The sequence below is a fragment of the Hydrogenophaga sp. UC242_50 genome (assembly GCF_042697355.1).
In the GTDB taxonomy this organism is placed as follows: Bacteria; Pseudomonadota; Gammaproteobacteria; order Burkholderiales; family Burkholderiaceae_C; genus Hydrogenophaga.
In genome coordinates this window covers 2,224,017-2,237,842 of sequence record NZ_CP170553.1, presented here as the reverse complement: position 1 = coordinate 2,237,842, position 13,826 = coordinate 2,224,017, and the positions used below count along the sequence as shown (strand labels likewise).

Sequence of the window (13,826 nt, the reverse complement as noted above, 5' to 3'; positions counted from 1 at the left end):
TCGAAGGCTCTCAGAATTCAAGGGGTTTGAGGTGGTATTGTGACCGCCAGTGGACCACCCCGTCGTGCTCCACCAGTTCGATCTTGACCAGCCCGCCCCGGCATGGCCCACCCTGGCAGGCACCGGTGTCGGGCTCGTACACCGCGCCGTGCGTGGCGCACAGCAACCAGCGGCCGCTGTCGTCGAAAAACCGATCGGGCTGCCAGTCCATTTCCATCGCCACGTGGGTGCAGCGGTTCAGGTAGGCGTGCGGCTGGCCGCGGTAGCGGATCGCGAACGCGCGGCAGGTCTGGCCCGCGTACACCACGTCGAACGACACGGCACGCCCCCCATCGACCAGATCCCGGCTGTTGCACAGCGCGTAGACCGGATCGTCGGAGGGGATGCTCATGGCCGGCTCAGGCGTGGGCGTTCAGCCAGTCGTGCAGTTCGCGCACCGAATGCGCCACGTGCAAGGGGTTGAGCACCGCGAAGCTGGCCGGCTCGTGCGCACCGTAGCTCACGCCCACGCTCGCGCAGCCGGCGTTGACGGCCATCTGCAGATCGTGCGTGGTGTCGCCGACCATCAGGGTGCGCTCGGGCGCCACGCCAAACTCGCGCATCAGCTCGTGCAGCATGCGGGGGTTGGGCTTGCCCGCGGTCTCGTCGGCGGTCCGTGAGCCATCGAACACGCCCTGCAGCTCCACCGTGTGCAGCACCTCGTTGAGGCCCGCCCGGCTCTTGCCGGTGCGCACCGTCAGCCAGTGGTGGCGGCGCTTGAGCTCGGCCAGCAGCGGCAACACCCCTTCGAACAGGCTCAGCTCGTGCTGCGCCGCCATGTAGTGGTGGCGGTAGCGCTGCCCGAGCTCTGGGTAGCGGTCGGGTGGCACGTCGGGCGCGGCGTGGGCCAGGGCCTGCATGAGGCCCATGCCGATCACGTAGCTGGCCGCCTCGCGGGTGGGCGCCACACCCCCGACATCCACCACCGCCGACTGGATGCAACGGGTGATGAGCGCGGTGGAATCGAACAGGGTGCCGTCCCAGTCGAAGGCGATGAGATCGAATTGGCGCGGGCGCATGGGGTCAGGCACAAAGGGTTTGCGCATGGTGGCGCAAGTGGTCTTCGATGAAACTGGCGATGAAGTAATAACCGTGGTCATACCCCTCGTGCCGGCGCAGCGTGAGCGGCTGGCCGGCCTGCGCGCAGGCCGCCTCGAACAGGTGGGGGTGCAGCTGGGCGGCCAGGAAATTGTCCGCCAGCCCCTGGTCGATCAGCAAGGGAGGCGCCTTGCGCCCGGCCTTCACGAGTTCGGTGGCGTCGTGCGCGGCCCAGCTGGCGCGGTCGTCACCCAGGTAGCCACCGAAAGCCTTCTCGCCCCACGGGCACTGCGTGGGCGCGGCGATCGGCGCAAACGCCGACACGCTCTGGTACAGCCCGGGGTGGCGCAAGGCCAGCGTGAGCGCTCCGTGCGCACCCATGGAGTCGCGAAAGAGGCCGACGCGGTCGTCCCGCGCGGGAAACTGCGACAGCACGAGCCCGCGCAACTCTTTCGTGACCCAGCTTTCCATGCGGAAGTGCGCCGCCCAGGGCGCTTGCGTGGCATCGAGGTAGAAGCCCGCGCCGTGGCCGAAGTCCCAGGCCGCGCTCGCGCCCTCGATGCCGGTGTCGCGCGGGCTGGTGTCGGGCGAGACCAGCATCAGGCCCAGCTCGGCCGCCACACGCTGCGCGCCGGCCTTGATGGCGAAAGTCTCCTCGGTGCAGGTCAGCCCCGCCAGGTAGAACAGCACCGGCACCGGGCCCTGCGCGGCCTGCGGCGGCACGAACACGCCGAACTTCATCGGCAGGCCGATCCCGGCCGAGGCGTGGCGGTAAAAGCCCTGCACGCCGCCGAAGCAGCGGTGCTCGCTCAAGGTCTCCAGCACCATCAGAACTCCACGACAGCGCGGATGGACTCGCCGCGCTTCATCAGCGCGAAGCCCTCGTTGATGTCGGCCAGCTTGAGCTTGTGGGTGATCAGGTCGTCGATGTTGATCTTGCCGTCCATGTACCAGTCGACGATCTTGGGCACATCGGTGCGGCCTCGCGCGCCGCCGAAGGCCGAGCCTTCCCATTTGCGGCCGGTGACCAGCTGGAACGGGCGCGTGCTGATCTCGGCACCGGCCTCGGCCACGCCGATGATGATGCTGCGGCCCCAGCCCTTGTGCGTGCACTCCAGCGCCTGTCGCATCACCTGCGTGTTGCCGATGCACTCGAAGCTGTAGTCGGCCCCACCGTCGGTCAGCTGCACGATGGCATCGACCACGTTCTCCACCTCCTTCGGGTTGATGAAGTGCGTCATGCCGAACTTGCGCGCCATCTCCTGGCGGGCGGGGTTGAGGTCCACACCGATGATCTTGTCCGCGCCCACCATCTTCGCGCCCTGGATCACGTTCAGGCCAATGCCACCCAGGCCGAACACCACCACGTTGGCGCCCGCCTCCACCTTGGCGGTGAAGATCACCGCGCCGATGCCGGTGGTCACGCCGCAGCCGATGTAGCAGACCTTGTCGAACGGGGCGTCCTCGCGGATCTTGGCCAGCGAGATCTCGGGCGCCACGGTGTAGTTGCTGAAGGTGCTGGTGCCCATGTAGTGGAAGATGGGCTTGCCGTCCAGGCTGAAGCGGCTGGTGGCATCGGGCATCAGGCCCTTGCCCTGCGTGCCGCGGATCAGCTGGCACAGGTTGGTCTTGCGGCTCAGGCAGAACTTGCACTGGCGGCATTCGGGCGTGTACAGCGGAATGACGTGGTCGCCCTTCTTGAGCGTGGTCACGCCCGGGCCCACGTCGACCACGATGCCCGCGCCTTCGTGGCCCAGGATGGCCGGGAAGATGCCTTCGGGGTCCGCGCCCGAGAGCGTGTAGTAGTCGGTGTGGCAGATGCCGGTGGCCTTGATCTCAACCAGCACCTCGCCGAATTTCGGCCCCTCCAGGTCCACGGTTTCAATGGTCAGGGGCTGGCCTGCTTTCCAGGCCACGGCGGCTTGCGTCTTCATGGTGTGCTCTGCTCGGAGGTTGTGAAATCGGTCACGAGGTTACCGCAGATCACACCCCCTCACCGGAGCGACATGACAAGACCCGAAACACCGCGGAACTGGCTTTGCCAGGCCGCAGGTGTTGCCCCCTGAGGGGGTAGCGCGAAGCGCTGCGGGGGGTCACTCTGTCTTCGCGCCGCCCTTGAACCATTGGCCGATCAAGGCGCGCTCTTCCTCGGTGAGCCCGGTCGCGTTGTTCATCGGCATCAGCCGCGTGACCACCGCCTGCTGGTACACCGCCTGCGCGTGCTGCTTGAGCGCATCGGGCGTGTCCAGCCGCACGTTCTTGGACTGCAGCGCCTCGCCATGGCACATCACGCAGCGCTGGTCGATCACCGGCTTGACCTGCGCATAGCTCACGGTGGCGGGCACCGCCACCGCCTGCACCGGCGCCGGCTTGAGCCAGACGATCAGCGCAATCAGCGCCACCACGCCAGCCACCGCATACGGCCAGGGGTGCTTGTTGCGGCCCAGCTTGTAACCGTGGCGCATCACGAAGAACTGGCGGATCGCCGCGCCGGCGAACATCATGCCGATGAGGATCAGCCAGTTCTGCGGGTGCGTGTAGGTGAAGCTGTAGTGGTTGCTCAGCATCGCGAACACCACCGGCAGCGTGAAGTAGGTGTTGTGCACGCTGCGCTGCTTGCCGCGCTTGCCGTGGATGGGGTCGACCGGTCGGCCGGCCTTGAGGTCGGCCACCACCGTGCGCTGGCCCGGGATGATCCAGAAGAACACGTTGGCGCTCATGGCGGTGGCAATCATCGCGCCCACCAGCAGGAAGGCCGCGCGCCCGGCGAACAGCTGCGTGGCGCAGCCAGGCCGCCACGCACACCAGCACCAGCACCAGCGCGCCCACCTTGGCGTCACCGTTCTCCTTCTGGCCCAGCGTGCGGCAGATCGCGTCGTACAGCAGCCAGAACACCACCAGGAAACCCAGTGCGGTGGCGATCGCCGCGGCCGGCGACCACTCGAACACCTTCGGGTCGATCAGGTAGACGCTCGGGCTCCAGAGGTAGGAGATGAGGAACAGCGCGAAGCCCGAGAGCCAGGTGGAGTAACTCTCCCAGTAGAACCAGTGCAGGTGGTCGGGCAGCTTGGGCGGCGAGACCGCGAACTTCACCGGGTGGTAGAAGCCGCCGCCGTGCAGGGCCCAGAGTTCGCCACTGACACCGTCCTTCTTGAGCTGCTCGTCCTCCGGCGGGGTGAGGCTGCTGTCAAGAAAGACGAAATAGAAAGATGAGCCAATCCAGGCAATGGCCACGATGACGTGCAGCCAGCGAAGCAGCAGATTGGCCCAGTCGAGCAGGTAAGTTTCCATGGCACCTCAAGGCAAGGTCAGGGCTTGCGACTCACCACCGCGGGCGCTCTGAGTCGTCTGAGGGCCGCGTTTGAGTGTTGTGGGAACACCCGCTCCGCTGCGACCGGTCGGCCAAAGTGTATACACTTTTTGAGAACATTCAAGAGGTCATGCGCGCATCGGCCGTGGTTTCGCAGACAAGCAACAACTGCGCCACCACCGAGGCGGCGATCACGGCCGGCGCCTTGCCCTGGATGCCCGGCAGGCCGATGGGGCAGGTGATTCGCGCCAGCTCCGCCTCGCTGAAACCGCGCTGGCGCAGGCGGCGCTGGAAGGTCGCCCACTTGGTCTTGCTGCCGATCAGCCCCACGAAGCCCAGATCGTCATGTTGCCGTTGCCGTTGCAGGCAAGCCGCCACGATGTCGAGGTCTTCGGCGTGCGAGAAGCTCATGATCAGCACGCTGGAGCGCGGCGCCAGGTCGCGCACCGCGAGCTGCACCGGTTCGGAGTACTCGGTGCGCACCCCGATCGGCAGGTCGTGCGGAAACACCTCGTCCCGGCTGTCGATCCACGTCACATCGAACGGCAGCGGCGCCAGCGCCTGCACCAGGGCGCGGCCCACGCTGCGCACCGCCGAACAGCGCCAGCGGCGCATGGCCAAAGGTCAGGCGCTGGCGCAGCGCCTCGCGGCAGGAGGCATCGACCAGTTCGAATTGCAGCACCAGGGCCCCGCCGCAGCACTGGCCCAGGCTGGGGCCCAGGGTGACCGCCTGCGACCAGGCGGCGGGCCGCTCGCTGGCCCCGCGCCCCAGCGCCTCGCGCGCATGCCGCATCGCGTCCCACTCCAGGTGCCCGCCACCGATGGTGCCGACCGCGCCACCCGCCGCGCCCGCGAACACCGCCATCCACGCACCGGTTTCGCGCGGCACGGATCCGCGCGTCGCGCCGACCGTCACCAGCACGGCGCGCTCCGTCGCCAGACGCAATAAAAAGGCTTCAAGGTCTGAGAGCATCTGTGGCGCCGCCGTCAAAAAAGAGGTATGGACACGCAATCGGAATCGAGGACACCCAGTATCCGCCCCTACTGTACCCACGCCCTACCGAAAACGCCCATACACTTCATCCGCCCCGCCATATGGTCCAGCCGAAGACCCCGCCCGACCCCCGATCCCTTTGCAGGTCAGCCACCATGAGAGACATCACCCCCGCTCCCCGTCCGGCCCCGCGCGCGGACGCCGCCGACCAGCCCCGCGCGCCCTGGGGCTGGCTCGGCCTGTGCACCGCCGCCCTGCTGGCCGCCTGTGCCGCGCCGCTGCCCCCACCGCCGCCACCGCCACCGCCCCCACCACCGGCTCCGGTGCCCGCACCGCCGCCGCCCGTGAGCGCCCTGCCCGCACCCGACTTCATTTCGCACGCCGCCTCGCCGCACGACTACCGCAAGGACGGCGCGCGCCACATCTACGAACGCAATGCCCACCGCATTTACAAGGGCCAGCTGCCGCCCCTGATGCATGCCGTGGGTGTGCTGCAGGTGCAGGTCGATGGCCGCGGCAATGTGCAGAACATCAACTGGATGCGCGCGCCCAGCCATGTGCCCGACGTGATGCGCGAGATCGAGCGCACCGTGCGCGCCGCCGCCCCCTTCCCCGCGCCCGTGCGCATGGGCAGCGTGACCTACACCGAGGTCTGGCTGTGGGACAAGAGCGGCAAATTCCAGCTCGACACGCTGACAGAAGGCCAGCGTGACAAGTAGGCCTCGATCCCTTCGAAAAAAAACCCGCCATCCGGCGGGTTTTTTTATGCCCGCTCAGCTGCCCCGGTAGGTGGAGTAACTCCAGGGGCTCACCAGCAGCGGCACGTGGTAGTGCTGGTCGGTGTGCGCCACGCCGAAGTCCAGCGACACGCGGTTGAGGAAATTGGGCTCGGGCAGCTTCACGCCCTTGGCCGCGAAATACCCCGTCACGTCGAACACCAGCCGGTAGGTGCCCACCTTCAGGCTGGCGTTGTCGTACAGCGGCCCGTCCGGGTTGCGCCCGTCCGCGTTCAGCGTGAAGCGTTTGACGAGCGTGGCCTTGTCGCCCTCGGTGGTGTGCAGTTCCACCACCATGCCGGCGGCAGGGCAGCCGTGCATCGTGTCCAGAACGTGTGTGCTCAAGCCCATGGTGTGTTGTCCTTCCAGTGTTTGATGGTCGACCGAAAGTGTATACACTTTTTGTTTTTCTGGATATGATGCGCCGCATGGAAACCTCCAGCACCCTGCACATCGTCGAGTCGCTCACGCGGGCCATCGTGGAGCACCGGTTGCACCCGGGCACCAAGCTGGCCGAGCAGAAGCTGGCCGACCACTTCGGCGTCTCGCGCACCCTGGTGCGCCAGGCCTTGTTCCAGCTCTCGCAGAACCGGCTGATCCGGCTCGAACCGGCGCGCGGGGCCTTCGTGGCGCACGCCCTCGGTGCAGGAGGCGCAGCAGGTGTTCGCCGTGCGCCGCATGCTCGAGGTGGAGATGACGCGCGCCTTCGTGAAGACCGTGACCAACGCCAAGATCAAGGCGCTGCGCGAACACGTGGCGCAGGAAAAGATGGCCGTCAACAACGAGGACGTGGCCGGTCGCACCGAGTTGCTGGGCGACTTCCACGTGCGCATGGCCGAGCTCATGGGCAACCAGGTGCTGTCCGAGCTGCTGCGCGAACTCATCTCGCGCTGCGCCCTGATCACCCTCATGTACCAGAGCAACCAGGCCGCCGAACACTCGAACGACGAACACGCCGACATCGTCAAGGCCCTGGCCGCGCGCGACGAGGAACTGGCGGTGCGCCTGATGAACGAACACCTGCTGCACGTGGAGGAAAACCTGACCTTCGACCGCAAGCTGCCGACCAACGACATCTCCATGGCCTTGTCATGACGCTTTACGACTCCACGCGCGATTACCCGCGCGATCTGGCCGGCCACGGCCGCGATGTGCCTCATGCCCGCTGGCCCAACGGCGCGCGCATCGCCGTGCAGTTCGTGCTGAACTACGAAGAAGGCGGCGAGAACAGCGTGCTGCATGGTGACGACGCGTCCGAGCAGTTCCTGTCCGAGATGTTCAATCCCGCGGCCTACACCGCGCGCCACATCAGCATGGAAGGCATCTACGAATACGGCTCGCGCGCCGGCGTCTGGCGCATCCTGCGCGAGTTCGAGCGGCGCGGCCTGCCGCTCACCGTGTTCGGCGCTGCGCCACCGCCCTGCAGCGCAGCCCGGACGTGACCGCCGCTTTCAAGGAGCTGGGTTACGACATCGCCTGCCACGGCCTCAAGTGGATCCACTACCAGAACGTGGACGAGGCCACCGAGCGCGCCCACATGGCGCAGGCCATGCAACTGATCGAACGCCTCACCGGCAGCCGGCCCCTGGGCTGGTACACCGGCCGCGACAGCCCCAACACGCGCCGCCTGGTGGCCGACTACGGCGGCTTCGAATACGACAGCGACTACTACGGCGACGACCTGCCGTTCTGGATGAAGGTGCGCAAGACCGACGGCAGCGACGCGCACCAGCTCATCGTGCCCTACACGCTGGACTGCAACGACATGCGCTTCGCGCTGCCCCAGGGCTACTCGCATGCCGACCCGTTCTTCCAGTACCTGAAGGACACCTTCGACGCGCTCTACGCCGAAGGCGACCCCGACGGCCTGGACCGGCCCAAGATGATGAGCATCGGCATGCACTGCCGCCTGCTCGGCCGGCCCGGCCGCATCACCGCGCTGCAGCGTTTCCTGGACCACATCCAGCAACACGACAAGGTCTGGGTCGCGCGGCGCCTGGACATCGCGCGCCACTGGACAGCCACCCACCCCTTGACGCCCCCTGAACATGCCGCCTGAGGCCGCCCCCATGCCCATCACCCTGGAACAACTCAACCGAGCGCCGCTGGCCGAAGCCACGCAGATGCTCGACGGCCTCTACGAACACTCGCCCTGGATCGCGGAACAGGCGCTGGCCCAACGCCCCTTCGCCTCGCTGGCCGCGCTCAAGCACGCCATGGTGACCGTGCTCAACCAGGCCGGCCGGGAGCCGCAGCTCGCGCTGATCCGCGCCCACCCGGAACTCGCGGGCAAGGCCATGGTGCGCGAGTCGCTCACCGCCGAGTCCACCAACGAGCAGACCAAGGCCGGCCTCACGAACTGCACGCCCGAGGAGTTCGCGCACATCCAGCAGCTCAACGCGCAATACAACGCGAAGTTCGGTTTCCCGTTCATCCTCGCGGTGCGCGGCCCGCGCGGCGTCGGCCTGAACAAGCGCGAGATCATCGCCACCTTCGAGCGCCGTCTGGGCCACCCGGTGGACTTCGAGCGCGCCGAGTGCCTGCGCAACATCCACCGCATCGCCGAGATCCGGCTGAACGACAAGTTCGGCTTCGAGCCCACCGTCGGCCACCGCGTGTGGGACTGGCACGAAGACCTCGCGCGCCACAGCGACCCCGGCTTCGCCGAACACGGCCAGCTCACCGTGACCTACCTGACCGACGCGCACCGCGCCTGCGCCGCCGACATCGCTGCCCGCATGCGCGACTGCGGTTTCGACGAGGTGCACATCGACGCCGTGGGCAACGTGGTCGGCCGCTACCACGGCAGCACGCCCGATGCCCCGGCCCTGCTCACGGGCAGCCACTACGACACCGTGCGCAACGGCGGCAAGTACGACGGCCGCCTGGGCATCTTCGTGCCCATGGCCTGCGTGCAGCAGCTGCACACTGCGGGCCGGCGCCTGCCGTTCGCCTTCGAGGTGATCGGCTTCGCCGAAGAGGAAGGCCAGCGCTACAAGGCCACCTTCCTGGGCTCGGGCGCGCTCACCGGCCACTTCAACCCCGCGTGGCTCGATCAGCTGGACGCCGATGGCGTGAGCATGCGCGACGCCATGCGGCACGCCGGCCTGCCCGCCACGCTGGAGGCCATCGGGGCGCTGGAGCGCGACCCCTCGAAGTACCTCGGCTTCGTGGAAGTGCACATCGAACAGGGCCCGGTGCTCAACGAGATGGATCTGCCGCTGGCCGTGGTCACCTCCATCAACGCCAGCGTGCGTTACCTGTGCGAAGCCGTCGGCATCGCCAGCCACGCCGGCACCACGCCCATGGACCGCCGGCGCGACGCCGCCAGCGCGGTGGCCGAACTCGCGCTCTACGCCGAGCAGCGTGCCGCCGCCGACGGCGACTCGGTCGCCACCATCGGCATGCTGCAGGTGCCCGGCGGATCGATCAACGTGGTGCCCGGCCGCTGCCTGTTCTCGCTCGATCTGCGCGCGCCCAGCAACGAACAGCGCGATGCGCTGGAGCGCGACATCCTCGCGCAGCTGCGCGGCATCTGCGAGCGCCGCGGCATCGGCCTGAAGACCGAAGAAACCATGCGCGCGGCGGCCGCGCCCAGCGCACCCGCCTGGCAGGCGCGCTGGGAAAAGGCCGTGGCCGCCCTGGGTGTGCCGCTGCACCGCATGCCCAGCGGTGCCGGCCACGACGCCATGAAACTGCACGAGGTCATGCCGCAGGCCATGCTCTTCGTGCGCGGCCTCAACAGCGGCATCAGCCACAACCCGCTGGAGTCCACCACCAGCGACGACATGGAACTGGGCGTGAACGCCTTCTCGCACCTGCTCGACCAACTCGCCACCGAACACCCGAACTGAACGCCATCATGACCACCGAACACCAACTGGATGCCTGGATCGACGCCCACTTCGACGAGGAGGTGCGCTTCCTGCAGGAACTCGTGCGCGTGCCCACCGACACGCCACCGGGCAACAACGCGCCGCACGCCGAGCGCACCGCCGAGCTGCTCGGCGCCATGGGCCTGAAGGCCGAACGGCACGCCGTGCCCGCCAACGAAGTGGAGGCCGCCGGCCTGCAGAGCATCACCAACCTGATCGTGCGCCGCCCCTACGGGCCGGGCAAGACCATCGCCCTCAACGCCCACGGCGACGTGGTGCCACCCGGCGAAGGCTGGACGCACGACCCCTACGGCGGCGAGGTGGTGGACGGCCGGATCTACGGCCGCGCCACGGCCGTGAGCAAGAGCGACATCGCCAGCTTCACCTTCGCGATCCGCGCGCTCGAATCGCTCAACGCGAAGCTGGCCGGCGGCGTGGAACTGCACGTGACCTACGACGAGGAATACGGCGGCGAGGTCGGCCCCGACTGGCTGCTGAACAAGGGCCTGACCAAGCCCGACCTGATGATCGCCGCCGGTTTCAGCTACCAGGTGGTGGTGGCCCACAACGGCTGCCTGCAGCTGGAGGTGACGGTGCATGGCGACATGGCGCACGCCGCCATTCCCGACAGCGGCACCGACGCGCTGCAAGGCGCCACCCACATCCTCAACGCGCTGTACGCGCTCAACGCCGACTACCTGAAGGTCACCTCCCAGGTCGAAGGCATCACCCACCCCTACCTCAACGTGGGCCAGATCAGCGGCGGCACCAACACCAACGTGATCCCCGGCAAGGTGGTGCTCAAGGTGGACCGCCGCATGATCCCCGAGGAAGACCCGGCCGAGGTGGAAGCATCGCTGCGCCGCACCATCGAACAGGCCGCGGCCAGCTTCCAGCCGCCGCGCGGCGGCCGTGAGCTCAAGGTGGACGTGCGCCGCATCCTGCTCGCGCGCGCCATGAAGCCGCTGCCCGGCAACCAGCCGCTGGTGCGGGCGATCCAGAAGCACGGCCAGGCCGTGTTCGGCGAAACCATCCCCGCCGTGGGCACGCCGCTCTACACCGACGTGCGCCTGTACGTGGAGCGCGGCATCCCCGGCGTGATCTACGGCGCGGGCCCGCGCACGGTGCGCGAATCGAACGCCAAGCGCGCCGACGAGCACCTGCAGCTCGACGACCTCAAGCGCGCCACCAAGGTGATCGCGCGCACCCTCTTCGAGCTGCTGCAACCCGCCTGAACCATCCATGAAACACCGCGCCCGGCGCGGTCTTGAGGGCTTGAACGCGTGACACAATGAACCCGCATTCAAGCTCTCTGGAGACAACATGACCCCTGCTGAACAAGCCCTGCGCGACGCCGCGTTCGAGTATCACCGCACGCCCTCGCGCGGCAAGATCGCCGTCACCCCCACCAAGCCCCTGTCCAACCAGCGCGACCTCTCGCTGGCCTACTCCCCCGGCGTGGCCTACCCCTGCCTGGCCGATCGAGGCCGACCCCGCGATGGCGGCCGAGTACACCTCGCGCGGCAACCTCGTGGGCGTGGTCACCAACGGCACGGCCGTGCTCGGCCTGGGCGACATCGGCCCGCTGGCCGCCAAGCCCGTGATGGAAGGCAAGGGCTGCCTGTTCAAGAAGTTCGCCGGCATCGACGTGTTCGACATCGAGCTCGACGAGAAGGACCCGGACAAGCTGGTCGAGATCATCGCCTCGCTCGAACCCACGCTGGGCGGCATCAACCTCGAGGACATCAAGGCACCCGAGTGCTTCTACATCGAGAAGAAGCTGCGCGAGCGCATGGGCATCCCGGTGTTCCACGACGACCAGCACGGCACAGCCATCATCTCGGCCGCCGCCCTGATCAACGGCCTGGAGCTGGTGGGCAAGGACATCGGCTCGGTCAAGCTCGCCGTCAGCGGCGCGGGCGCCGCCGCCATCGCCTGCCTGGACGTGATGGTGGGCCTGGGCGTGGCGCGCGACAACATCTTCGTCTGCGACTCCAAGGGCGTGGTCTACGAAGGCCGGCCCGGTGGCTACGACGAGTCGAAAGCGCGCTACGCGCAGAAGACCGACAAGCGCACGCTGGCCGACGCGGTCGACGGCGCCGACGTGTTCCTGGGCTGCTCGGCTCCGGGGGTGCTCACGGCCGAGATGATGAAGACCATGGGCCCCAAGCCCATCGTGCTCGCCCTGGCCAACCCCGAGCCGGAGATCCGGCCCGAGCTGGCCAAGGCCGTGCGGCCGGACTGCATCATCGCCACCGGCCGCAGCGACTACCCGAACCAGGTCAACAACGTCTTGTGCTTCCCGTACATCTTCCGCGGCGCGCTCGACTGCGGCGCCACGCGCATCACCGAAGAAATGAAGCTGGCCTGCGTGCGCCAGATCGCCGAGCTCGTGAAGAGCGAGACCAGCGAAGAAGTGGCGAACGCCTACGCCGGCCAGGACCTGAGCTTCGGCCCGGACTACATCATCCCCAAGCCGTTCGATTCGCGCCTGATCCTGCGCATCGCGCCGGCCGTGGCGCAGGCCGCCGCCGATTCCGGCGTCGCGACGCGGCCCATCACCGACATGGACGCCTACCGCCAGCAGCTGGGCCGTTTCGTGTACCAGACCGGCATCCTGATGCAGCCGATCTTCAACGCGGCCAAGGCCTTGCCGAAGAAGCAGCGCGTGGCGTATGCCGACGGTGAGGACGAGCGCGCGCTGCGCGCGGCGCAGATGGCGATCGACGACCAGCTCGCGCTGCCGATCCTGATCGGGCGCCCGGCGGTGATCGAGGCGCGCATCGCCAAGGCCGGCCTGCGCATGAAGCTCGGGCAGGACGTGCAGAACGTCAACCCGGAAGACGATCCGCGCTTCCGCCAGTACTGGGAGCACTACCACCAGATCATGGGCCGCCACGGCGCGACACCCGAGGTGCGCAAGGCCGCCGTGCGCCGGTCCAACACCATCATCGGTTCGCTGATGCTGTCGCTGGGGGATGCGGATGCGCTCATCTGCGGCCTGGTCGGCGGCTTCATGACGCACCTGGAGCGCATCGACAACGTGCTGGGCCGCCGCCAGGGCGCGGGCCTGTACGCCTCGGTCAACGCGCTGATGACGAACCGGGGCCCGGTCTTCATCGCCGACACGTACGTCAACGAAACGCCGTCGGCCGAGGAGCTGGCCGAGATCGCGTGGATGGCGGCGCAGGAAGTGCAGCGTTTCGGGCTGCCGCCCAAGGTGGCTTTCCTGTCGCACTCCAGCTATGGGTCGAGCAAGCGCGCTTCCGCTCGCAAGATGGCCGATGCGCGCGACCTGTTCGTGGCGGCGCACCCCGAGATCGAGTGCGACGGCGAGCTGCACGGGGACGCCGCGCTGCAGCCCGAGATCCGCGCCGCCTACCTGGCCGAGACCACGCTGACGGGTTCGGCGAATCTGCTGATCTGCCCGAACCTGGATGCGGCCAACATCCTCTACAACGTGATGAAGACGACCACCAGCGGCGGCGTCACCGTCGGCCCCATCCTCATGGGCGCGGCCGGCACGGTGCACATCCTCACGCCGGCGGCCACGGTGCGGCGGGTGCTCAACATGACGGCGCTGGCGGCGGCCAGTGGTGTGGTGAAGAACTGAGTCTTCTCGCTTGTGTTTGGGAAGGGGCGCCTCGGGCGCCCCTTTTTTCGCCTGCACCTCGCGGGCCCAGGGACGCCCGGCACTCTGCTCCGCGGGTGTCCCCCGCCCCGGCTTCGCCGGGGCTCCTCCTTTACCCCGCTGCGCAGAGCGCCGGGCATCCCTGGGCCGAAGTGATGTAGGC

General features: G+C 68.0%; 8 protein-coding genes and 5 pseudogenes. 6 read left to right on the top strand and 7 right to left on the bottom strand.

Annotated features, from left to right (window positions below):
• Positions 1-10 precede the first annotated feature (10 nt).
• From ACFJGX_RS11450 to xdhC, 6 genes and pseudogenes are all read right to left on the bottom strand, one after another.
• On the bottom strand, positions 11-391 hold the full coding sequence (locus ACFJGX_RS11450) for a Rieske 2Fe-2S domain-containing protein (RefSeq protein ID WP_291114379.1): 381 nt from the start codon (positions 389-391) through the stop codon (positions 11-13).
• A 7-nt stretch (positions 392-398) separates the two neighbouring features.
• Complete coding sequence (locus tag ACFJGX_RS11445) at positions 399-1,058, bottom strand: HAD family hydrolase (RefSeq protein WP_382328404.1); 660 nt, start codon at positions 1,056-1,058, stop codon at positions 399-401.
• A 4-nt stretch (positions 1,059-1,062) separates the two neighbouring features.
• Positions 1,063-1,902 (bottom strand): S-formylglutathione hydrolase, encoded by an 840-nt coding sequence (gene fghA / locus ACFJGX_RS11440; RefSeq protein WP_382328669.1) that lies wholly within the window; start codon positions 1,900-1,902, stop codon positions 1,063-1,065.
• A 2-nt stretch (positions 1,903-1,904) separates the two neighbouring features.
• Positions 1,905-3,011, bottom strand: coding sequence for an S-(hydroxymethyl)glutathione dehydrogenase/class III alcohol dehydrogenase (locus ACFJGX_RS11435; RefSeq protein ID WP_382321241.1), 1,107 nt, complete (start codon positions 3,009-3,011; stop codon positions 1,905-1,907).
• Positions 3,012-3,170: 159 nt separating this feature from the next.
• Positions 3,171-4,368, bottom strand: a pseudogene (locus ACFJGX_RS11430) (urate hydroxylase PuuD).
• A 139-nt stretch (positions 4,369-4,507) separates the two neighbouring features.
• Positions 4,508-5,360 (bottom strand): annotated as a pseudogene (gene xdhC / locus ACFJGX_RS11425) (xanthine dehydrogenase accessory protein XdhC).
• Between the two features lie 176 nt (positions 5,361-5,536).
• Between xdhC and ACFJGX_RS11420 the strand changes: the two are divergent.
• Positions 5,537-6,100 (top strand): energy transducer TonB, encoded by a 564-nt coding sequence (locus tag ACFJGX_RS11420; RefSeq protein ID WP_382155830.1) that lies wholly within the window; start codon positions 5,537-5,539, stop codon positions 6,098-6,100.
• 54 nt (positions 6,101-6,154) lie between these two features.
• Here the strand turns inward: ACFJGX_RS11420 and uraH are convergent, their stop codons facing one another.
• A complete protein-coding gene (gene uraH, locus ACFJGX_RS11415; RefSeq protein ID WP_291121102.1) occupies positions 6,155-6,508 on the bottom strand; it encodes a hydroxyisourate hydrolase in 354 nt (117 codons plus the stop codon).
• 68 nt (positions 6,509-6,576) lie between these two features.
• On the opposite strand from uraH, the pseudogene ACFJGX_RS11410 reads away from it, so the two are divergent.
• The 5 genes and pseudogenes from ACFJGX_RS11410 to ACFJGX_RS11390 all read left to right on the top strand — a co-directional run bounded on the left by ACFJGX_RS11410 (position 6,577) and on the right by ACFJGX_RS11390 (position 13,645).
• A pseudogene (locus ACFJGX_RS11410) lies at positions 6,577-7,252 on the top strand (GntR family transcriptional regulator).
• Positions 7,249-8,216, top strand: a pseudogene (gene puuE / locus ACFJGX_RS11405) (allantoinase PuuE). Before ACFJGX_RS11410 ends, puuE begins: the two co-directional pseudogenes overlap by 4 nt.
• A gap of 10 nt (positions 8,217-8,226) precedes the next feature.
• Positions 8,227-10,011, top strand: a complete 1,785-nt coding sequence (uraD, locus tag ACFJGX_RS11400) for a 2-oxo-4-hydroxy-4-carboxy-5-ureidoimidazoline decarboxylase (protein ID WP_382328402.1) — start codon at positions 8,227-8,229, stop codon at positions 10,009-10,011.
• Between the two features lie 8 nt (positions 10,012-10,019).
• Entirely contained in the window at positions 10,020-11,267 is a 1,248-nt protein-coding gene (locus tag ACFJGX_RS11395; RefSeq protein ID WP_382321252.1) for a M20/M25/M40 family metallo-hydrolase, read from the top strand.
• An 88-nt stretch (positions 11,268-11,355) separates the two neighbouring features.
• Positions 11,356-13,645, top strand: a pseudogene (locus ACFJGX_RS11390) (NADP-dependent malic enzyme).
• The last annotated feature ends 181 nt before the right edge of the window (positions 13,646-13,826 follow it).